At 62.9% G+C, this 18,766-nt stretch carries 30 protein-coding genes; all 30 read left to right on the top strand.

From position 1 onward, the window contains the following. The first annotated feature begins 74 nt into the window (after positions 1 to 74). Positions 75 to 2,216 carry an elongation factor G gene (gene fusA, locus DL544_RS03850; protein WP_049414677.1) on the top strand — a complete coding sequence of 714 codons (2,142 nt, stop codon included), beginning with the start codon at positions 75 to 77 and terminating at the stop codon, positions 2,214 to 2,216. 52 nt (positions 2,217 to 2,268) lie between these two features. Then, positions 2,269 to 3,459: an elongation factor Tu gene (tuf, locus tag DL544_RS03855; protein WP_065178958.1), complete on the top strand. Its 1,191-nt coding sequence runs from the start codon at positions 2,269 to 2,271 to the stop codon at positions 3,457 to 3,459. Between the two features lie 332 nt (positions 3,460 to 3,791). Then, the gene (rpsJ, locus tag DL544_RS03860; RefSeq protein WP_005408208.1) at positions 3,792 to 4,103 is read left to right on the top strand and encodes a 30S ribosomal protein S10; all 312 of its coding nucleotides are present in this window, start codon (positions 3,792 to 3,794) and stop codon (positions 4,101 to 4,103) included. Between the two features lie 11 nt (positions 4,104 to 4,114). Further along, on the top strand, positions 4,115 to 4,765 hold the full coding sequence (gene rplC / locus DL544_RS03865; RefSeq protein WP_004145336.1) for a 50S ribosomal protein L3: 651 nt from the start codon (positions 4,115 to 4,117) through the stop codon (positions 4,763 to 4,765). 12 nt (positions 4,766 to 4,777) lie between these two features. Then, positions 4,778 to 5,383: a 50S ribosomal protein L4 gene (gene rplD / locus DL544_RS03870; RefSeq protein ID WP_005415412.1), complete on the top strand. Its 606-nt coding sequence runs from the start codon at positions 4,778 to 4,780 to the stop codon at positions 5,381 to 5,383. Continuing rightward, positions 5,380 to 5,679 (top strand): 50S ribosomal protein L23, encoded by a 300-nt coding sequence (gene rplW / locus DL544_RS03875; RefSeq protein ID WP_004145338.1) that lies wholly within the window; start codon positions 5,380 to 5,382, stop codon positions 5,677 to 5,679. Before rplD ends, rplW begins: the two co-directional genes overlap by 4 nt. Positions 5,680 to 5,689: 10 nt before the next feature. Continuing rightward, positions 5,690 to 6,517 (top strand): 50S ribosomal protein L2, encoded by an 828-nt coding sequence (gene rplB / locus DL544_RS03880; protein WP_004145339.1) that lies wholly within the window; start codon positions 5,690 to 5,692, stop codon positions 6,515 to 6,517. 6 nt (positions 6,518 to 6,523) lie between these two features. After that, the gene (gene rpsS / locus DL544_RS03885) at positions 6,524 to 6,793 is read left to right on the top strand and encodes a 30S ribosomal protein S19 (RefSeq protein ID WP_005415413.1); all 270 of its coding nucleotides are present in this window, start codon (positions 6,524 to 6,526) and stop codon (positions 6,791 to 6,793) included. A 12-nt stretch (positions 6,794 to 6,805) separates the two neighbouring features. Then, complete coding sequence (rplV, locus tag DL544_RS03890) at positions 6,806 to 7,141, top strand: 50S ribosomal protein L22 (protein WP_004145348.1); 336 nt, start codon at positions 6,806 to 6,808, stop codon at positions 7,139 to 7,141. An 18-nt stretch (positions 7,142 to 7,159) separates the two neighbouring features. Beyond that, entirely contained in the window at positions 7,160 to 7,894 is a 735-nt protein-coding gene (rpsC, locus tag DL544_RS03895) for a 30S ribosomal protein S3 (protein WP_005415414.1), read from the top strand. A 5-nt stretch (positions 7,895 to 7,899) separates the two neighbouring features. Next, positions 7,900 to 8,313 (top strand): 50S ribosomal protein L16, encoded by a 414-nt coding sequence (gene rplP, locus DL544_RS03900; RefSeq protein ID WP_004154486.1) that lies wholly within the window; start codon positions 7,900 to 7,902, stop codon positions 8,311 to 8,313. After that, positions 8,313 to 8,498, top strand: a complete 186-nt coding sequence (gene rpmC / locus DL544_RS03905; protein WP_004154487.1) for a 50S ribosomal protein L29 — start codon at positions 8,313 to 8,315, stop codon at positions 8,496 to 8,498. The genes rplP and rpmC overlap by 1 nt, the downstream gene beginning before the upstream one ends. Positions 8,499 to 8,509: 11 nt before the next feature. Then, the gene (rpsQ, locus tag DL544_RS03910) at positions 8,510 to 8,779 is read left to right on the top strand and encodes a 30S ribosomal protein S17 (RefSeq protein WP_004154489.1); all 270 of its coding nucleotides are present in this window, start codon (positions 8,510 to 8,512) and stop codon (positions 8,777 to 8,779) included. A 12-nt stretch (positions 8,780 to 8,791) separates the two neighbouring features. Further along, positions 8,792 to 9,160 (top strand): 50S ribosomal protein L14, encoded by a 369-nt coding sequence (rplN, locus tag DL544_RS03915; protein ID WP_010483978.1) that lies wholly within the window; start codon positions 8,792 to 8,794, stop codon positions 9,158 to 9,160. 16 nt (positions 9,161 to 9,176) lie between these two features. Continuing rightward, complete coding sequence (rplX, locus tag DL544_RS03920) at positions 9,177 to 9,494, top strand: 50S ribosomal protein L24 (protein WP_004154490.1); 318 nt, start codon at positions 9,177 to 9,179, stop codon at positions 9,492 to 9,494. A gap of 11 nt (positions 9,495 to 9,505) precedes the next feature. Next, positions 9,506 to 10,048 (top strand): 50S ribosomal protein L5, encoded by a 543-nt coding sequence (gene rplE / locus DL544_RS03925; RefSeq protein WP_005415416.1) that lies wholly within the window; start codon positions 9,506 to 9,508, stop codon positions 10,046 to 10,048. An 18-nt stretch (positions 10,049 to 10,066) separates the two neighbouring features. Then, positions 10,067 to 10,372, top strand: a complete 306-nt coding sequence (gene rpsN / locus DL544_RS03930) for a 30S ribosomal protein S14 (protein WP_005408209.1) — start codon at positions 10,067 to 10,069, stop codon at positions 10,370 to 10,372. Positions 10,373 to 10,630: 258 nt separating this feature from the next. Then, the gene (gene rpsH / locus DL544_RS03935; protein WP_005415417.1) at positions 10,631 to 11,029 is read left to right on the top strand and encodes a 30S ribosomal protein S8; all 399 of its coding nucleotides are present in this window, start codon (positions 10,631 to 10,633) and stop codon (positions 11,027 to 11,029) included. 18 nt (positions 11,030 to 11,047) lie between these two features. Further along, entirely contained in the window at positions 11,048 to 11,572 is a 525-nt protein-coding gene (gene rplF, locus DL544_RS03940; protein ID WP_005415418.1) for a 50S ribosomal protein L6, read from the top strand. A 32-nt stretch (positions 11,573 to 11,604) separates the two neighbouring features. Further along, on the top strand, positions 11,605 to 11,958 hold the full coding sequence (rplR, locus tag DL544_RS03945; RefSeq protein WP_004154495.1) for a 50S ribosomal protein L18: 354 nt from the start codon (positions 11,605 to 11,607) through the stop codon (positions 11,956 to 11,958). Between the two features lie 161 nt (positions 11,959 to 12,119). Then, complete coding sequence (gene rpsE, locus DL544_RS03950) at positions 12,120 to 12,662, top strand: 30S ribosomal protein S5 (RefSeq protein WP_005415419.1); 543 nt, start codon at positions 12,120 to 12,122, stop codon at positions 12,660 to 12,662. Beyond that, on the top strand, positions 12,655 to 12,846 hold the full coding sequence (rpmD, locus tag DL544_RS03955) for a 50S ribosomal protein L30 (RefSeq protein WP_005408214.1): 192 nt from the start codon (positions 12,655 to 12,657) through the stop codon (positions 12,844 to 12,846). The genes rpsE and rpmD overlap by 8 nt, the downstream gene beginning before the upstream one ends. Before the next feature lie 6 nt (positions 12,847 to 12,852). Then, a complete protein-coding gene (rplO, locus tag DL544_RS03960; RefSeq protein ID WP_004154498.1) occupies positions 12,853 to 13,296 on the top strand; it encodes a 50S ribosomal protein L15 in 444 nt (147 codons plus the stop codon). 7 nt (positions 13,297 to 13,303) lie between these two features. Continuing rightward, on the top strand, positions 13,304 to 14,671 hold the full coding sequence (gene secY / locus DL544_RS03965; protein ID WP_005415420.1) for a preprotein translocase subunit SecY: 1,368 nt from the start codon (positions 13,304 to 13,306) through the stop codon (positions 14,669 to 14,671). A 347-nt stretch (positions 14,672 to 15,018) separates the two neighbouring features. Further along, a complete protein-coding gene (gene rpsM / locus DL544_RS03970; protein WP_004154500.1) occupies positions 15,019 to 15,375 on the top strand; it encodes a 30S ribosomal protein S13 in 357 nt (118 codons plus the stop codon). 11 nt (positions 15,376 to 15,386) lie between these two features. Next, the gene (gene rpsK, locus DL544_RS03975; RefSeq protein WP_004145443.1) at positions 15,387 to 15,776 is read left to right on the top strand and encodes a 30S ribosomal protein S11; all 390 of its coding nucleotides are present in this window, start codon (positions 15,387 to 15,389) and stop codon (positions 15,774 to 15,776) included. A gap of 15 nt (positions 15,777 to 15,791) precedes the next feature. After that, positions 15,792 to 16,421, top strand: coding sequence for a 30S ribosomal protein S4 (gene rpsD / locus DL544_RS03980; protein ID WP_004145446.1), 630 nt, complete (start codon positions 15,792 to 15,794; stop codon positions 16,419 to 16,421). A gap of 55 nt (positions 16,422 to 16,476) precedes the next feature. Further along, the gene (locus DL544_RS03985; RefSeq protein ID WP_005408216.1) at positions 16,477 to 17,475 is read left to right on the top strand and encodes a DNA-directed RNA polymerase subunit alpha; all 999 of its coding nucleotides are present in this window, start codon (positions 16,477 to 16,479) and stop codon (positions 17,473 to 17,475) included. A 190-nt stretch (positions 17,476 to 17,665) separates the two neighbouring features. Then, positions 17,666 to 18,049, top strand: a complete 384-nt coding sequence (gene rplQ / locus DL544_RS03990; RefSeq protein ID WP_005408217.1) for a 50S ribosomal protein L17 — start codon at positions 17,666 to 17,668, stop codon at positions 18,047 to 18,049. Between the two features lie 161 nt (positions 18,050 to 18,210). Next, positions 18,211 to 18,717, top strand: a complete 507-nt coding sequence (locus DL544_RS03995) for a disulfide bond formation protein B (RefSeq protein WP_065186362.1) — start codon at positions 18,211 to 18,213, stop codon at positions 18,715 to 18,717. Positions 18,718 to 18,766: the final 49 nt, after the last annotated feature.

Raw genomic sequence — 18,766 nt, forward strand, 5'->3', positions numbered from 1 at the left:
GGACTGCGCCAATCCGAAGGCCGCCGAAAGGCGGCGTTCGGCCATCCGAAATCCAAGAAATCTGAGAGGCTCCCGTGGCCCGTTCCACTCCCATCGAGCGTTACCGTAACTTCGGCATCATGGCTCACATCGATGCCGGCAAGACCACCACGTCCGAGCGCATCCTGTTCTACACCGGCAAGAGCCACAAGATCGGTGAAGTGCACGACGGCGCCGCCACCATGGACTGGATGGAGCAGGAGCAGGAGCGTGGCATCACGATCCAGTCCGCTGCCACCACCGCGTTCTGGAAGGGCATGGACAAGTCCCTGCCGGAGCACCGCTTCAACATCATCGACACCCCCGGGCACGTCGACTTCACCATCGAAGTGGAGCGTTCGCTGCGCGTGCTCGACGGTGCCGTCTTCGTCCTGTGCGCCGTCGGTGGCGTGCAGCCGCAGTCGGAAACCGTGTGGCGCCAGGCCAACAAGTACCACGTGCCGCGCATCGCGTTCGTCAACAAGATGGACCGCACCGGTGCCAACTTCCAGAAGGTCGTCGGCCAGCTGAAGGCCAAGCTGGGTGCGGTTGCCGTGCCGATGCAGCTGCCGATCGGCGCTGAAGACAACTTCAAGGGCGTCGTCGACCTGCTGAAGATGAAGGCCATCCACTGGGATGAAGCTTCGCAGGGCATGAAGTTCGAATACAGCGACATCCCGGCCGAACTGCAGGGCCCAGCGGAAGAAGCTCGCCAGTTCATGGTCGAGACCGCTGCCGAAGCCAGCGAAGAGCTGATGGAAAAGTACCTGGGCGGCGAAGAGCTGGCCGAGGCTGAAATCATCAACGCGCTGCGTACCCGCACCCTGGCCACCGAAATCGTGCCGATGTACTGCGGCTCGGCCTTCAAGAACAAGGGCGTGCAGGCCATGCTGGACGGCGTGATCCAGCTGCTGCCGTCGCCGGTCGACGTGCCGGACGTGAAGGGCGTGGACGTTGACGACGACACCGTCGAAATGACCCGCAAGTCGGACGACAAGGCTCCGTTCTCGTCGCTGGCCTTCAAGATCATCACCGACCCGTTCGTCGGCGCGCTGACCTTCTTCCGTGTCTACTCGGGCACCCTGAACGGTGGCGACACCGTGCTGAACTCGGTGAAGGGCAAGAAGGAGCGCATCGGCCGCATCCTGCAGATGCACTCGAACAACCGCGAGGAAATCAAGGAAGTTCTGGCTGGTGACATCGCCGCTGCCGTGGGTCTGAAGGACACCACCACCGGTGACACCCTGTGCGCCGTGGACGCCCCGATCATCCTGGAGCGCATGACGTTCCCGGAGCCGGTGATCTCGATGGCCGTCGAGCCGAAGACCAAGTCGGACCAGGAAAAGATGGGCCTGGCCCTGGGCCGCCTGGCGCAGGAAGATCCGTCGTTCCGCGTCAAGACCGACGAAGAATCCGGCCAGACCATCATCTCGGGCATGGGCGAGCTGCACCTGGACATCATCGTTGACCGCCTGAAGCGCGAGTTCAACGTTGAAGCCAACGTCGGTGCGCCGCAGGTGGCCTACCGCGAAACCATCACCCTGGCCGACGTCAAGTCGGACTACAAGCACGCCAAGCAGTCCGGTGGTAAGGGTCAGTACGGTCACGTCGTGATCGAACTGTCGCCGATCACTGCTGCCGACCGTGCCGATCCGAAGATCGCTCCGATGATCAAGGACGACTTCCTGTTCATCAACGACATCACCGGCGGCGTGATCCCGAAGGAATTCATCCCGTCGGTCGAGAAGGGGCTGCGCGAAACCATCACCAGCGGCCCGCTGGCTGGCTTCCCGGTCGTGGACGTCAAGGTGAAGCTGGTGTTCGGTTCGTACCACGACGTCGACTCCTCGGAAATGGCGTTCAAGCTGGCTTCGTCGATGGCCTTCAAGCAGGGCTTCGCCAAGGCCAAGCCGGTGCTGCTGGAGCCGATCATGAAGGTCGAGATCGTGACCCCGGAGGATTACCAGGGTGACGTGATGGGCGACGTCAGCCGTCGTCGCGGCGTGCTGCAGGGTTCCGACACCACCGGTGACGGTTCGGCCAGCATCATCAACGCGATGATCCCGCTGGGTGAAATGTTCGGCTACGCCACTGCACTGCGTTCGCAGACCCAGGGCCGCGCCACTTTCACCATGGAATTCGATCACTACGAGCCGGCTCCGACCAACATCGCCGAAGCCGTCATGAAGAAGGGCTGAGCCTCGCTCAGCCTCTCTTGAAACCACTTACGAACAATCAAGGTATAGAACAATGGCAAAGGGTAAGTTCGAACGCACCAAGCCGCACGTCAACGTCGGCACCATCGGTCACGTCGACCACGGCAAGACCACGCTGACCGCCGCACTGACCAAGATCGGTGCCGAGCGCTTCGGTGGCGAGTTCAAGGACTACTCCTCGATCGACGCCGCGCCGGAAGAAAAGGCGCGTGGCATCACGATCTCGACCGCGCACGTCGAATACGAATCCCCGACCCGTCACTACGCCCACGTTGACTGCCCGGGCCACGCTGACTACGTCAAGAACATGATCACCGGTGCCGCCCAGATGGACGGCGCGATCCTGGTGTGCTCGGCCGCTGACGGCCCGATGCCGCAGACCCGTGAGCACATCCTGCTGTCGCGCCAGGTCGGCGTGCCGTACATCGTCGTGTTCCTGAACAAGGCCGACATGGTGGACGACGCCGAGCTGCTCGAGCTGGTCGAGATGGAAGTGCGCGAGCTGCTGAGCAAGTACGAGTTCCCGGGCGACGACACCCCGATCATCGCCGGTTCGGCCCGTCTGGCGCTGGAAGGCGACCAGAGCGACATCGGCGTGCCGGCCATCCTGAAGCTGGTCGACGCGCTGGACAGCTGGATTCCGGAGCCGGAGCGTGCGATCGACAAGCCGTTCCTGATGCCGGTGGAAGACGTGTTCTCGATCTCGGGCCGCGGCACCGTGGTGACCGGTCGTATCGAGCGCGGCGTGATCAAGGTTGGCGACGAAATCGAAATCGTCGGCATCCGTCCGGTGCAGAAGACCACCGTGACCGGCGTTGAAATGTTCCGCAAGCTGCTGGACCAGGGTCAGGCAGGCGACAACGCTGGCCTGCTGCTGCGCGGCACCAAGCGTGACGACGTCGAGCGTGGCCAGGTGCTGGCCAAGCCGGGCACGATCAAGCCGCACACCAAGTTCGAAGGCGAAGTGTACGTGCTGTCGAAGGACGAGGGCGGCCGCCACACCCCGTTCTTCAACGGCTACCGTCCGCAGTTCTACTTCCGCACCACCGACATCACCGGCGCCGCCAAGCTGCCGGAAGGCGTCGAAATGGTGATGCCGGGTGACAACGTCAAGATGGAAGTCACCCTGATCAACCCGGTGGCCATGGACGAAGGTCTGCGCTTCGCCATCCGCGAAGGCGGCCGTACCGTCGGCGCCGGCGTGGTCTCGAAGATCATCGAGTAATCTGGTAGTATCAGCGCCCCGATGTTGCCTGGGTAGGGCATCGGGGCGTATCAAATGGGAAAGCAGGCACAGGATGTGCCTTGTGTTCCCCGGACCAGGAAGGGTCAATGCCATTCAGGCGGCGTCAACAGGCGACTGTTGACAGCTGCCTTGCGTGCCATTATGCTTCTACGTCTGGGCAGGCCGGGTGACTGGTCTGCCTACGTTTTTGAGGTCCATGGATTGACCTTGGCGGCCTGCAGGACTGCGGGCCGTCCGTATTCAGGAATTTCATGGGACAAAGCAACCCAGAGGCTTTGTCTGTCGCTCTTTTAACGAAGGAACCTACCGCCATGGCGGACCAAAAGATCCGGATCCGGCTGAAAGCGTTCGATCATCGTCTGATCGACCGTTCGGCCAGCGAGATCGTTGAAACGGCAAAGCGGACCGGCGCGCAAGTGCGTGGCCCGATCCCGCTGCCGACCAAGATCGAGCGTTACACCGTTCTCGTTTCCCCGCACGTCGACAAGGACGCGCGTGACCAGTACGAGACCCGCACGCACAAGCGCGTGCTCGATATCGTTGACCCGAATGACAAGACCGTGGACGCGCTGATGAAGCTCGAACTGGCTGCCGGCGTCGACGTTCAGATCAAGCTGACCTGAGGACTACGACCATGACGAAGAAGTATTCGTTGGGCTTCGTGGGCCGCAAGGCCGGCATGAGCCGCGTGTTCACTGAAGATGGCCGCTCCATCCCGGTGACCCTGATCGAAGCAACCCCGAACCGCATCGCGCAGATCAAGACCGTCGAAACCGACGGCTACAGCGCCGTGCAGGTGACCGTCGGCGCGCGTCGCGCTGCCCTGGTCAACAAGCCGGAAGCCGGCCACTTCGCCAAGGCGAAGGTGGAAGCGGGTCGCGGCCTGTGGGAATTCCGCGTTGAAGACGCGCAGCTCGGCGATTTCGCCGTTGGCGGCGAAGTCAAGGCGGACATCTTCGAAGTCGGCCAGATCGTCGACGTCCAGGGTGTCACCAAGGGTAAGGGCTTCCAGGGCACCATCAAGCGCCACAACTTCCGTATGGGCGATGCAACCCACGGTAACTCGCTGTCGCATCGCGCGCCGGGTTCGCTGGGTCAGCGCCAGACCCCGGGTCGCGTTTTCCCGGGCAAGAAGATGTCGGGCCACATGGGCGCGGTGCAGCAGAGCACCCAGAACCTGGAAGTGGTCAAGGTCGACGTCGAGCGCGGTCTGATCGCGGTTCGCGGCGCCGTTCCGGGCGCGGCGGGTGGCGATGTGATCGTCCGTCCGGCGAGCAAGGCATAAGGAGAGATGACGATGGAACTCGTTATCACGGGTAGCAACAACAAGGTCTCGGTCTCCGAAGCCGTGTTCGGTCGCGATTTCAGCGAAGATCTGGTCCACCAGGTCGTCGTTGCTTACCGCAACGCCGGTCGCGCCGGCACCAAGGCACAGAAGACTCGCTCCGAAGTGGCTGGTACCACCAAGAAGTCGAAGAAGCAGAAGGGCGGCGGCGCGCGTCATGGCGCACTGACGGCTCCGATCTTCGTCGGCGGCGGTGTCACCTTCGCGGCCAAGCCGCGCAGCTTCGAGCAGAAGGTCAATCGCAAGCAGTACCGTGCCGCCATGTGCGCGATCCTGTCCGAGCTGAACCGTCAGGGCCGTCTGACCATCGTGGAGGCCTTCGACGTCGAAGCCACCAGCACGAAGGGTCTGATCGCCAAGCTGGCCGGCCTGGAAGTGGGCAAGCGCCCGCTGATCGTCACCGAGGAAGCGTCCGAGCACCTGTACCTGTCCGCCCGCAATCTGCCGTACGTGCAGGTGCGTGATGTGCAGGGTCTGGACCCGGTCTCGCTGGTGGGTGCCGACACGGTCGTCATCACCGCTGACGCGGTCAAGAAGGTCGAGGAGTGGCTGGCATGAACAGCAACGAAAAAATCTTCAGCGTGCTGCGTGCCCCGCGTGTCTCGGAAAAGACCGCGCGCCTGCAGGAACTCTCCAATCAGTATGTCTTCGAAGTTTCGAACGAAGCCACCAAGGCCGATGTAAAGGCCGCGGTTGAGCAGCTGTTCGACGTCAAGGTCGAAGCCGTCAACGTGGTCAACGTCAAGGGCAAGAACAAGTCCTTCCGTAACCGTGCTGGCCGCCGCGGCGATTGGCGCAAGGCGTACGTTCGCCTGGCCGACGGCCAGTCGATCGATGTAACGGCCAAGGCCTGAGGTACATCCCATGCCATTGATGAAATTCAAGCCCACCTCCCCCGGCCGCCGTTCGGCCGTGCGCGTGGTCACCCCCGACCTGCACAAGGGTGCTCCGCACGCCGCGCTGGTCGAGTCGCAGAGCCGCTCGGGTGGTCGTAACCACCACGGTCGCATCACCGTGCGTCACGTCGGTGGTGGTGCCAAGCAGCACTACCGCATCATCGACTTCAAGCGCAACAAGCTGGGCATCCCGGCGCGCGTGGAACGCATCGAATACGATCCGAACCGCACCGCCCACATCGCTCTGCTGTGCTACGTCGACGGTGAGCGTCGCTACATCATCGCCCCGAAGGGCCTGAAGGCTGGTGATCAGGTGATCGCTGGTTCGGACGCCCCGATCAAGGCCGGCAACACCCTGCCGCTGCGCAACATCCCGGTCGGTACCACCATCCACTGCATCGAGCTGAAGCCGGGCAAGGGCGCTCAGATCGCTCGCGCCGCTGGTGCGGCCGTGCAGCTGGTGGCTCGTGAGGGCATCTATGCCACCCTGCGCCTGCGCTCGGGTGAAATGCGCAAGGTTCCGGTCGAGTGCTGCGCCACCATCGGCGAAGTCGGCAACGACGAGCACAGCCTGGAAAAGCTGGGCAAGGCCGGTGCCAAGCGTTGGCGCGGCGTCCGCCCGACCGTTCGTGGTGCTGCCATGAACCCGGTTGACCACCCGCACGGTGGTGGTGAGGCCAAGGCCGGCCAGGGTAACCCGCATCCGGTCACCCCGTGGGGTGTCCCGACCAAGGGTTACAAGACGCGCCATAACAAGCGCACTCAGCAGTTCATCGTCCGCGATCGTAGGGGCTAATCGACCATGGCACGTTCACTCAAGAAGGGCCCGTTCGTCGATCACCACCTCGTCAAGAAGGTGGAGGCCGCTGCGGGCAGCAAGAAGCCGATCAAGACCTGGTCGCGCCGTTCGATGATCCTGCCTGACATGGTAGGCATCACCATTGCCGTGCATAACGGCAAGAACCACATCCCGGTTCTCGTCAACGAGAACATGGTCGGCCACAAGCTCGGCGAATTTGCCATCACCCGGACCTTCAAGGGTCACGGTGGTGACAAGAAGTCGGGCAAGTAAGGAGAGATGACAATGGAAGCGAAAGCCATCCTGCGCACTGCGCGCATCTCCCCGCAGAAGGCTCGTCTGGTCGCTGACCAGGTGCGCGGTCTGCCGGCCGAACGTGCGGTCAACCTGCTGAAGTTCTCGGACAAGAAGGCTGCCCACCTGATCAAGAAGGTGGTGGAGTCGGCAATTGCCAACGCCGAGAACAACCAGGGCGCCGACGTCGACGAGCTGAAGGTTCAGACCATCATGGTTGATGAAGGTCCGACCCTGAAGCGTTTCATGGCGCGGGCGAAAGGCCGCGGTACCCGCATCCTCAAGCGCACCAGCCACATCACTGTGGTTGTGGGCGCCGCCAAGTAAGCGGATAAGGAAAAGACCATGGGTCATAAAGTTCATCCGATTGGTATCCGCCTCGGCATTTCCAAGGACTGGAACTCCAAGTGGTACGCCAACAAGGCCGAGTTCGCCGGTTACCTGGCAGCCGACCTGAAAGTGCGCGACATGCTGCGCAAGAAGCTGGCTCAGGCCGGCATCAGCAAGATCCTGATCGAGCGTCCGGCCAAGACCGCTCGCGTGACGATCCACACCGCCCGTCCGGGCGTGGTGATCGGCAAGCGCGGTGAGGACATCGAGAAGCTGCGCAAGGAAGTGAGCGAGATGATGGGCGTCCCGGCGCACATCAACGTCACCGAAGTGCGCAAGCCGGAACTGGACGCGCAGCTCGTTGCCGAGTCGATCGCCCAGCAGCTGGAGCGTCGCATCATGTTCCGCCGTGCAATGAAGCGCTCGGTCGGCAACGCGATGCGCCTGGGTGCCCTGGGCATCAAGGTCAACGTCGGTGGCCGCCTCAACGGTGCAGAAATCGCCCGTTCGGAGTGGTACCGCGAGGGCCGCGTGCCGCTGCACACCCTGCGTGCCGACATCGACTATGGCTTCGCTGAAGCCAAGACGACCTACGGCATCATCGGCATCAAGGTCTGGATCTACAAGGGCGAGGTCTTCGATTTCTCCCAGGTTGGCCAGGAAAAGCAGGACGACACCCCGTCGCGCAACGATCGTCACGATCGCGGCGACCGCGGTGACCGTCAGCGCCCGGCCCGTGAAGCGAGGTAACGACAATGTTGCAACCCAAGCGAACCAAGTACCGCAAGGTACACAAGGGCCGTAACGATGGCCTGAGCTGGAGCGCCAACGCTGTCAGCTTCGGCGAATACGGCCTGAAGGCAACCGCACACGGTCAGCTGACCGCGCGCCAGATCGAAGCGGCCCGCCGCTCGATCAGCCGCTACGTCAAGCGCGGCGGCAAGATGTGGATCCGCGTGTTCCCCGACAAGCCCATCACCAAGAAGCCCATCGAAGTCCGAATGGGTTCGGGTAAGGGTAACGTGGAATACTGGGTGGCCCAGATCCAGCCCGGCCGCATGATCTATGAAATCGAGGGTGTTTCCGAGGAAGTGGCTCGCGAGGCGTTCCGCCTGGCCGCCGCCAAGCTCTCGGTCACCACCACTTTCGTGACCCGTACGGTGCGCTGATGGATATCAAAACTCTCCGTGAAAAGTCGGCTGACGAACTCAAGGCCCACCTGATCGACCTGCGTAAGGAACAGTTCTCTGTCCGTATGCAGCAGGTCACCGGCCAGCTGCCGAAGACCCACGACATTCGCCGGGTCCGTCGCGAGATTGCTCGCGTCAAGACCCTGCTCGGCAGCACGAAGTAAGGATGGCCGCTATGAGCGACAATACTGAAAAGAAGACGCTGCGCACGGTCGAAGGCCGTGTCGTCAGCAACAAGATGGACAAGACGGTTACCGTCCTGGTTGAGCGTCAGGTCAAGCACGCGCTGTACGGCAAGTACATCAAGCGCTCGACCAAGCTGCACGCCCACGATGCCGACAACGCCTGCAAGGAAGGCGACGTCGTCCGCGTGACCGAGATTGCTCCGATGTCCAAGACCAAGAACTGGCGCGTGGTGGAAGTCATCACGCGTGCGGCTGAATAAGGAGTCTGAATCATGATCCAGATGCAGAGCTACCTTGACGTCGCGGACAATTCGGGTGCCAAGCAGGTGATGTGCTTCAAGGTGCTGGGTGGTTCCAAGCGCCGTTACGCCGGTATCGGCGACATCATCAAGGTCACCGTGAAGGATGCGATTCCGCGCGGCAAGGTCAAGAAGGGTGAAGTGTATGACGCCGTCGTGGTGCGTACCCGCAAGGGTGTGCGTCGCGCCGACGGTTCGCTGATCCGCTTCGACGGCAACGCTGCCGTCCTGCTGAACAACAAGCAGGAGCCGATCGGTACCCGTATCTTCGGGCCGGTGACCCGTGAACTTCGTTCGGAGAAGTTCATGAAGATCGTCTCGCTCGCTCCCGAAGTGCTGTGAGCGACAGGAGATAATCATGGCTAACCGTATCAAGAAGGGCGACCAGGTTGTCGTCAACGCTGGCAAGGACAAGGGCAAGCAGGGCGAAGTCGTCCGCGTCGACGGCGACCGCGTGGTCGTCGCCAACGTGAACATCGTCAAGCGCCACACCAAGCCGAACCCGCAGGCAGGTGTTGCCGGCGGCGTGGTCGAGCGCGAAGCTTCGATCCATATCTCCAACGTGAACGTGCTGAACCCGGCTTCGGGCAAGGGCGAACGCGTTGGCTTCAAGGTGCTGGAGGATGGACGCAAACTGCGTGTGTTCCGCTCCAGCGGTGAGGCGCTCGACGCCTGAGGAATGTGAAGATGACTTCCCGTCTCGAAAAGATCTACAAGGAAGAAGTGGTGCCGGCGCTGATGAAGCAGTTCGGCTACACCAATCCGATGGAAGTACCGAAGCTCGTCAAGGTCACCCTGAACATGGGTGTCGGCGAGGCTGCCACCAACAAGAAGATCCTGGAAAACGCCGTCGCGGACATGACCAAGATTTCCGGCCAGAAGCCGGTTGTCACCAAGTCGCGTATCTCGGTTGCGTCGTTCAAGATCCGTGATGGTTGGCCGATCGGCTGCAAGACCACGCTGCGTCGCCACAAGATGTACGAGTTCCTGGACCGCCTGATCAACATCTCGCTGCCGCGCGTGCGCGACTTCCGTGGTGTTTCCGGTCGTTCCTTCGACGGCCGCGGCAACTTCAACATGGGTGTGAAGGAACAGATCATCTTCCCGGAAATCGACTTCGACGCCGTCGACGCGATCCGCGGTATGGATATCGCCATCACCACCACTGCGAAGACCGACGCGGAAGCGAAGGCGCTGCTGGCAGCGTTCAAGTTCCCGTTCCGTAACTGATCTGTCGAGGAAACCGAAATGGCAAAGACCTCCATGGTCAACCGCGACATCAAGCGGGAAAAGCTGGCCAAGAAGTACGCTGAGAAGCGTGCGGCTCTGAAGAAGATCGTGTCCTCCGTGGACGCGACCTACGAAGAGAAAATCGACGCCGCAACCAAGCTGGCCAAGCTGCCGCGCGATTCGTCGCCGAGCCGCCAGCGCAACCGTTGCGAGCTGTCGGGTCGTCCGCGTGGCGTGTACAGCAAGTTCGGCCTCGGCCGCAACAAGCTGCGCGAAGCCACCATGCGTGGCGACGTCCCGGGCCTGCGCAAGGCCAGCTGGTAATCCCAGCCGGCCCTGCGATCAGGAGCCCCCTCGGGGGCTTCTGAACCGGGGGAGGGAGGCGTTCAGCTTCCTTTCTGCGAAAAAACCCGAAGAGCCCGGCGCAAGTCGGGCTCTTTTGGCGTATACTCCCGCGTCTTGCCCTGCGCAAACGGGGTTGTAGGAGTGGGCCCCGGCCCGCTGCATCAAGGGACCTGGCCCGTTTCCAGGAGACAACAGATTTTCGCGAAAGCGGATATCGGTGCACTCAAAGGTACTCATATGAGCATGACTGATCCCATCGCCGACCTGCTGGTCCGCATCAAGAATGCGGCTGCGGTTGGCAAGCAGACGGTGAAAGCCCCGTCGTCCAAGATCAAGGTTGCGATCGCCCAGGTCCTGAAGGACGAGGGTTACATCACCGACCTGCGCGTGACCCAGCTGGAAAACAACAAGGCCGAGCTGGAAATCGTGCTGAAGTATTTCGAAGGCAAGCCGGTCATCGCGACCCTGAAGCGCTTCTCGCGTTCGGGCCTGCGCCAGTACCGCGGCAAGAGCGAGCTGCCGAAGGTCATGAATGGCCTGGGCATCTCCATCATTTCCACCTCCAAGGGCATCATGACTGATGCGCAGGCGCGCCAGCTGGGCGTCGGCGGCGAAGTCCTGTGCTTCGTGGCCTAAGGCGAAAGGAGTAGAACTATGTCCCGCGTAGCCAAGAAGCCCGTCACCCTGGGTAAGGTCGAACTGAACGTCCAGTCGGAAAGTGTCACCGTCAAGGGCCCGAAGGGCACCCTGTCGCTGGTCAAGCCGGCCGGTATTGCCATCAACGTCGACAGCGGCGTTGCCACCCTGAGCACCGAGAGCGCCGACCTGGTCGCGCTGACCGGTACCGTGCGCGCGATCCTGGCCAACATGGTCAAGGGCGTGTCCGAAGGCTTCGAGCGCAAGCTGGAGCTGGTCGGCGTGGGTTACCGTGCTGCCATGCAGGGCAAGGATCTGAGCCTGTCGCTCGGTTTCTCGCATCCGGTCGTGTTCGTGGCGCCGGAAGGCATCACCATTTCCACCCCGACCCAGACCGAGATCCTGGTCCAGGGCGCTGACAAGCAGGTCGTCGGTGAAGTCGCCGCCAAGATCCGTGCGTTCCGCAAGCCGGAGCCGTACAAGGGCAAGGGCGTGAAGTACTCCGACGAAGTCATCATCCGTAAGGAAGCCAAGAAGGCCTAATTAGGCGCTTCCGCTTTCAAGGAAAAAACATCATGAACAAGAACATCGCCCGCCTGCGTCGCGCCAAGTCGACCCGCGCCCACATCCGTGAGCTCGGCGTCGCCCGCCTGTCGGTGCTGCGCACCGGCCAGCACCTGTACGCCCAGGTCTTCACCGCTGACGGTTCGAAGGTGCTGGCTGCCGCCAACACCACCCAGACCGACGTCAAGGAAGGCCTGAAGAACGGCAAGAACGCCGATGCCGCTGCCAAGGTCGGCCGCATCGTTGCCGAGCGCGCCAAGGCCGCCGGCATCGAGAAGGTTGCCTTCGATCGTTCGGGCTACCGCTACCACGGTCGCATCAAGGCCTTGGCAGAAGCCGCCCGCGAAGCCGGCCTGCAGTTCTAAGGGACAAGGGCAGGGGGCCGATGGCCTCCTGCCTGCCTGCTCGCCAGCCTGAGTGAGGCTGGACGGCGCCGCTCTTCTGCAGCGGTCCACCGGAACAACGCGTCACTCCACAACCATAAGCGGCCTCGAGCCGTACATACCCAAACAACCAAGGAATCAACATGGCAGAAGAGCGTCAGCAGCGGGGTCGCGATCGCGACCGTAACCGCGAAGAGAAGATCGACGACGGCATGATCGAAAAGCTGGTCGCGGTCAACCGCGTCAGCAAGACCGTCAAGGGTGGCCGCCAGTTCACCTTCACCGCCCTGACCGTGGTCGGCGACGGCGAAGGCAAGGTCGGTTTCGGTTATGGCAAGGCCCGCGAAGTGCCGGTCGCCATCCAGAAGTCGATGGAACAGGCCCGCAAGAACCTGGTCAGCGTTGACCTGAACAACGGCACCCTGTGGCACACCATCAAGGATGGTCACGGCGCAGCCCGCGTGTTCATGCAGCCGGCTTCGGAAGGTACTGGCGTCATCGCCGGCGGTGCGATGCGCGCCGTGCTGGAAGCCGTTGGCGTGAAGAACGTGCTGGCCAAGGCCACCGGTTCGCGCAACCCGATCAATCTGGTGCGCGCCACCGTGAAGGGCCTGACTGCTGCGCAGTCGCCGGCCCGCATCGCGGCCAAGCGTGGCAAGAAGGTGGAGGAACTCAACCATGGCTAATGAGTCCAACAAGACTGTGAAGGTCCGCCTGGTGCGTGGCCTGCGTGGCACCCAGTCGCGTCACCGCCTGTCGGTGCGTGCCCTGGGCCTGAACAAGCTCAACGATGTGCGTGAACTGAAGGACAGCCCGCAGGTGCGCGGCCTGATCAACAAGGTTCAGTACCTCGTCCAGGTTGAGGAGTAATCGACCATGACTCTGCGTCTCAATGAACTGAGCCCGGCACCGGGCGCCCGCACCGAGCGCACCCGCGTCGGCCGCGGTATCGGCTCGGGCCTGGGCAAGACTGCCGGCCGCGGCCACAAGGGTTCGTTCGCCCGCAAGGGTGGCGGCAAGATCAAGGCTGGCTTCGAAGGCGGCCAGACCCCCATGCAGCGTCGTCTGCCGAAGATCGGCTTCCGTTCGCCGATCGCCAAGGACACCGCTGAAGTGCTGCTGTACGCGCTGGACAAGCTGCCGGCCGGTGAGATCGACTTCGCCGCCCTGCGTGCTGCCAAGCTGGTCCCGAGCACTGCCAAGAAGGCCAAGGTCGTCGTCAAGGGCGAAGTGACCAAGGCGTTCACCCTGAAGGGTATTGCTGCCACGGCTGGTGCCAAGGCTGCGATCGAAGCTGCCGGCGGCAGCGTAACGGAGTAAGAAAATCATGGCGCAAGCTGGCATCGGTAACCTCGCGGGCGGAATGGGCAAGTTCACTGAACTTCGCCAACGTTTGCTGTTCGTCGTCGGGGCTTTGATCGTCTATCGCATCGGCTGCTACGTGCCGGTGCCGGGCGTCAATCCCGATGCCATGCTTGCCATGATGCAACAGCAGGGCGGCGGCATCGTGGACATGTTCAACATGTTCTCGGGCGGCGCCCTGCACCGTTTCAGCATCTTTGCGCTGAACGTGATGCCGTACATCTCGGCATCGATCGTGATGCAGCTGGCCGTGCACATCTTCCCCGCCCTGAAGGCGATGCAGAAGGAAGGTGAGTCCGGCCGCCGCAAGATCACCCAGTATTCGCGCATCGGCGCCGTGCTGCTGGCAGTGGTGCAGGGCGGTTCGATCGCGCTGGCCCTGCAGGGCCAGGTTTCGCCGTCGGGCGCTCCGGTCGTGTACGCCCCCGGCATGGGCTTCGTGCTCACCGCGGTGGTCGCACTGACTGCCGGCACCATGTTCCTGATGTGGGTCGGTGAGCAGGTCACCGAACGCGGTATCGGCAACGGCGTGTCGCTGATCATCTTCGCCGGTATCGTCGCCGGTCTGCCGGGTGCGGTCATCCACACCTTCGACGCCTACCGCGACGGCAACATCCAGTTCATCCAGCTCCTGCTGATCGCCATCGTCGTACTCGCCTTCACCTTCTTCGTGGTGTTCGTGGAGCGTGGCCAGCGCCGGATCACGGTCAATTACGCGCGCCGCCAGGGCGGTCGCAACGCGTACATGAACCAGACCTCGTTCCTGCCGCTGAAGCTCAACATGGCCGGCGTCATCCCGGCGATCTTCGCCTCGAGCCTGCTGGCCTTCCCGGCCACCCTGGCCATGTGGTCCGGCCAGGCTGCCAACCAGAGCAGCTTCGGCCAGGTCCTGCAGAAGGTCGCCAATGCCCTGGGCCCGGGCGAGCCGCTGCACATGATCGTGTTCGCTGCGCTGATCACCGGTTTCGCGTTCTTCTATACCGCGCTGGTGTTCAATTCGCAGGAAACCGCCGACAACCTGAAGAAGTCGGGCGCTTTGATTCCGGGCATCCGTCCGGGCAAGGCCACCGCCGACTACATCGACGGCGTGCTGACCCGCCTGACCGCGGCCGGCTCGGCCTACCTGGTGATCGTCTGCCTGCTGCCGGAACTGATGCGCACGCAGCTGAATGCCTCGTTCTACTTCGGTGGCACGTCGCTGCTGATCGTGGTGGTGGTGGTGATGGACTTCATCGCCCAGGTGCAGGCACACCTGATGTCCCATCAGTACGAGAGCCTGCTGAAGAAGGCCAACCTGAAGGGCGGCAACCGCGGCGGTTTTGCCCGCGGCTGATAGGCCTGTTATACTTTCGTCTTCCTGACGTGATGGTCCCTCCGCTTCGCGGACTCCGGCCACACAAACGAAGGGCGGCCCCCGCAGCGGTTCCGGGTGGGGGTGTGATGAGGTGGTCCCGCGCTGGAGTAGCGCGGGCGGTCCCGGGGGAAACCCCAGGTCCAACCCCATCCGGCGCCGGAGCCTGGGCACACTCCCCAGGCCGGGTTCATGAAACCAATGGTTTCACGGGCTTCCATGTAAACCGGAACCTTGTTAGTATCGCTAGTTCACTTTTTTGATCCATCCTGCCGGATTGGCGTGCCCGAGGCGCGCTGTCGGCCATCACTCAGCTGGAGAACCGCGTCATGGCGCGTATTGCAGGCGTCAACCTGCCAGCCCAGAAGCACGTCTGGGTCGGGTTGCAAAGCATTTACGGCATCGGCCGTACCCGTTCGAAGAAGGTCTGCGAAGTCGCAGGCGTTGCTTCGACCACCAAGATCCGCGATCTGTCGGAGCCGGAAATCGAGCGCCTGCGCGCCGAAGTCGGCAAGTACATCGTGGAAGGCGATCTGCGCCGTGAGATCGGCATCGCGATCAAGCGCCTGATGGACCTGGGCTGCTACCGCGGCCTGCGTCACCGTCGTGGCCTCCCGCTGCGTGGCCAGCGCACCCGTACCAACGCCCGCACCCGCAAGGGTCCGCGCAAGGCGATCAAGAAGTAAGGGACTGAGAAATGGCTAAGCCCGCTGCTAAGACCAAGAAGAAGATCAAGCGCGTCGTCACCGACGGCGTTGCCCACGTCCACGCTTCGTTCAACAACACCATCGTCACCATCACCGACCGCCAGGGCAACGCTCTGTCGTGGGCGACCTCCGGTGGCGCTGGCTTCCGCGGTTCGCGCAAGTCGACCCCGTTCGCTGCCCAGGTGGCTGCTGAAAAGGCCGGTCGTGCTGCGCTGGACTACGGCGTGAAGTCGCTGGAAGTCCGCATCAAGGGCCCGGGTCCGGGCCGTGAGTCGGCCGTGCGTTCGCTGAACAACGTCGGCTACAAGATCACCAACATCATCGACGTGACGCCCATCCCGCACAACGGGTGCCGTCCGCCGAAGAAGCGTCGCGTCTAAAGGGAGCGATAAGAAATGGCTCGTTATATCGGTCCTACCTGTAAGCTCGCCCGCCGCGAAGGCGCCGACCTGTCCCTGAAGAGCCCGGCGCGTGCGCTGGACTCCAAGTGCAAGCTGGAGCAGAAGCCCGGCCAGCACGGCGCCACTGCCCGCAAGGGCAAGCTGTCCGACTACGCCACCCAGCTGCGTGAAAAGCAGAAGGTCAAGCGTATCTACGGCCTGCTGGAGCGTCAGTTCCGCAACTACTACAAGAAGGCCTCGACCAAGAAGGGCAACACCGGCGAGAACCTGCTGCAGCTGCTGGAAACCCGCCTGGACAACGTCGTCTACCGCATGGGCTTCGCCGTGACCCGTCCGGCTGCCCGTCAGCTGGTGTCGCACCGCGGCGTCACCGTGAATGGCAAGTCGGTCAACCTGGCTTCGTACCAGGTCAAGGCTGGCGACGCCATCGCTCTGTCCGAAAAGGCTGCCAAGCAGCTGCGCGTCCAGGAAGCCCTGACCGTCGCCGCCCAGCATGACCTGAGCCCGTCGTGGGTTGAAGTGGATTCCGGCAAGTTCACCGGCATCTTCAAGGCTGTTCCGGATCGTTCGGATCTGCCTGCGGACATCAACGAAGCGCTGATCGTCGAGCTGTATTCGAAGTAATTCACATTGGAGAGCCCCCGGCGACGGCCGGGGGTTCACTAGGAGAACCCGCAACATGACGGTTACCGCCAACCAGGTTCTGCGTCCTCGCGGTCCGCAGATCGAACGCCTTACCGACACCCGTGCAAAGGTCGTTATCGAACCTTTGGAGCGGGGTTACGGGCATACGCTGGGCAACGCCCTGCGTCGCGTGCTGCTGTCGTCCATCCCGGGCTTCGCCATCACGGAAGTCGAAATCGACGGCGTGTTGCATGAGTACACCACGGTCGAAGGTCTGCAGGAGGACGTCCTCGAAGTCCTGCTCAACCTGAAGGATGTGGCCATCCGTATGCACTCCGGCGACAGCGCCACCCTGTCCCTGTCCAAGCAGGGCCCGGGCGTTGTCACCGCTGCCGACATCAAGGTCGACCACAATGTGGAGATCCTGAACGGCGACCATGTGATCTGCCACCTGACCAAGGACACGGCAATCAACATGCGTCTGAAGATCGAACGTGGTTTCGGCTACCAGCCGGCTGCCGCGCGTCGTCGTCCGGACGAAGAAACCCGTGCCATCGGCCGTCTGGTCCTGGATGCCTCGTTCTCGCCGGTTCGCCGTGTCGCCTATGCCGTGGAAGCGGCGCGTGTCGAACAGCGCACCGACCTGGACAAGCTGGTCATCGATATCGAGACCAACGGCACCATCGATGCCGAGGAAGCCGTGCGCACCGCCGCCGACATCCTCAGCGACCAGCTGTCGGTGTTCGGTGACTTCACCCACCGCGACCGCGGTGCGGCCAAGCCGGCCAACAACGGCGTGGATCCGGTGCTGCTGCGCCCGATCGACGATCTGGAGCTGACCGTGCGTTCGGCCAACTGCCTGAAGGCTGAAAGCATCTACTACATCGGCGATCTGATCCAGAAGACCGAAGTGGAGCTGCTGAAGACCCCGAACCTGGGCAAGAAGTCGCTCACCGAGATCAAGGAAGTGCTGGCTCAGCGCGGCCTGTCGCTCGGCATGAAGCTGGAGAACTGGCCGCCGGCCGGCGTCGCCAGCCACGGCATGCTGGGCTGATATCGGTAATACCTGAAGGCTCCACCGTTCGCGGTGGGGCCTTCAACGCACCACACCATGCCACGACGAACCGCAGGTTCGCGGGCAGGTCGTCCAGGACGGGCGGCCAGGACCATCCGCAGTCCGCGCAGCAACGCCAGGATGGCGACAACGATCCACACAGCCTCATCATTAACCAAGGAATATCACCATGCGTCACCAGAAGTCTGGCCGTAAGTTCAGCCGTACCAGCGCCCACCGCGAAGCGATGTTCAAGAACATGGCCGCCTCGCTGTTCAAGCACGAGCTGATCAAGACCACCCTGCCGAAGGCCAAGGAACTGCGCCGCGTTGCCGAGCCGCTGATCACCCTGGCCAAGGTCGATTCCGTCGCCAACCGCCGTCTGGCTTTCGCCCGCCTGCGCGACAACGAAGCCGTGGGCAACCTGTTCACCATCCTGGGCCCGCGCTACGCGAACCGTCCGGGCGGCTACCTGCGCCTGCTGAAGTGCGGCTTCCGCGCTGGCGACAACGCGCCGATGGCCTACGTCGAGCTGGTTGACCGTCCGGTCGTGGCCGAGGAAGTGGCCGAGTAATCGGACCGCTCCAATGCGACACAGCGAAAGCCCGGCCTCTGCCGGGCTTTTGCGTTTCTGCGGGATTTGACCCGCACCGTTCCGACAGGCGTCACCTGTGGCGGTTCGAATGGCATGCACTCTCGGTTACGCTTGGCGCCTGATCCATTCGAGCGTTGACGATGAATCCACTGCGCTGGCCCTTCCGCGCCCAGTTCTTCCTGGGCTTCCTGATCTGCGCCGGCCTGCTGGGCTACGCGATCTTCCTGCAGCTGAAGATGGGCCTGGAGCCGTGCCCGCTGTGCATCTTCCAGCGGCTGGCGTTCGCCGCGCTGGGCCTGCTGTTCCTGATCGGTGCACTGCACGGGCCCTCCAACCGTTCTGGCCGGGCAACCTACGGCGTGCTCGCCTTCATTGCCGCCGCGGTCGGCGTAGGCATCGCTGCGCGCCACGTCTACGTGCAGATGCTGCCACCGGAGATGGGGGCGACCTGCGGCCCGCCGCTGAGCTTCCTGCGCGAGACCATGGGGCCGCTGGAAGTGTTCCGCACGGTGCTGACCGGTACCGGCAACTGCGGCAATATCGACTGGACGTTCCTGGGCCTGACAATGCCGATGTGGTCGGGCGTGTGGTTCGTGCTGCTGGCGCTGTGGGCGCTGGTGGTGTCGCTGCGCAAGGTCAAGCGCTGAACGCAGGGTAGTGCCGGCCGCTGGCCGGCAACCGCATGAACGATGGCAG

Source organism: Stenotrophomonas sp. pho, from assembly GCF_006228405.1.
Lineage (GTDB): Bacteria > Pseudomonadota > Gammaproteobacteria > Xanthomonadales > Xanthomonadaceae > Stenotrophomonas > Stenotrophomonas sepilia.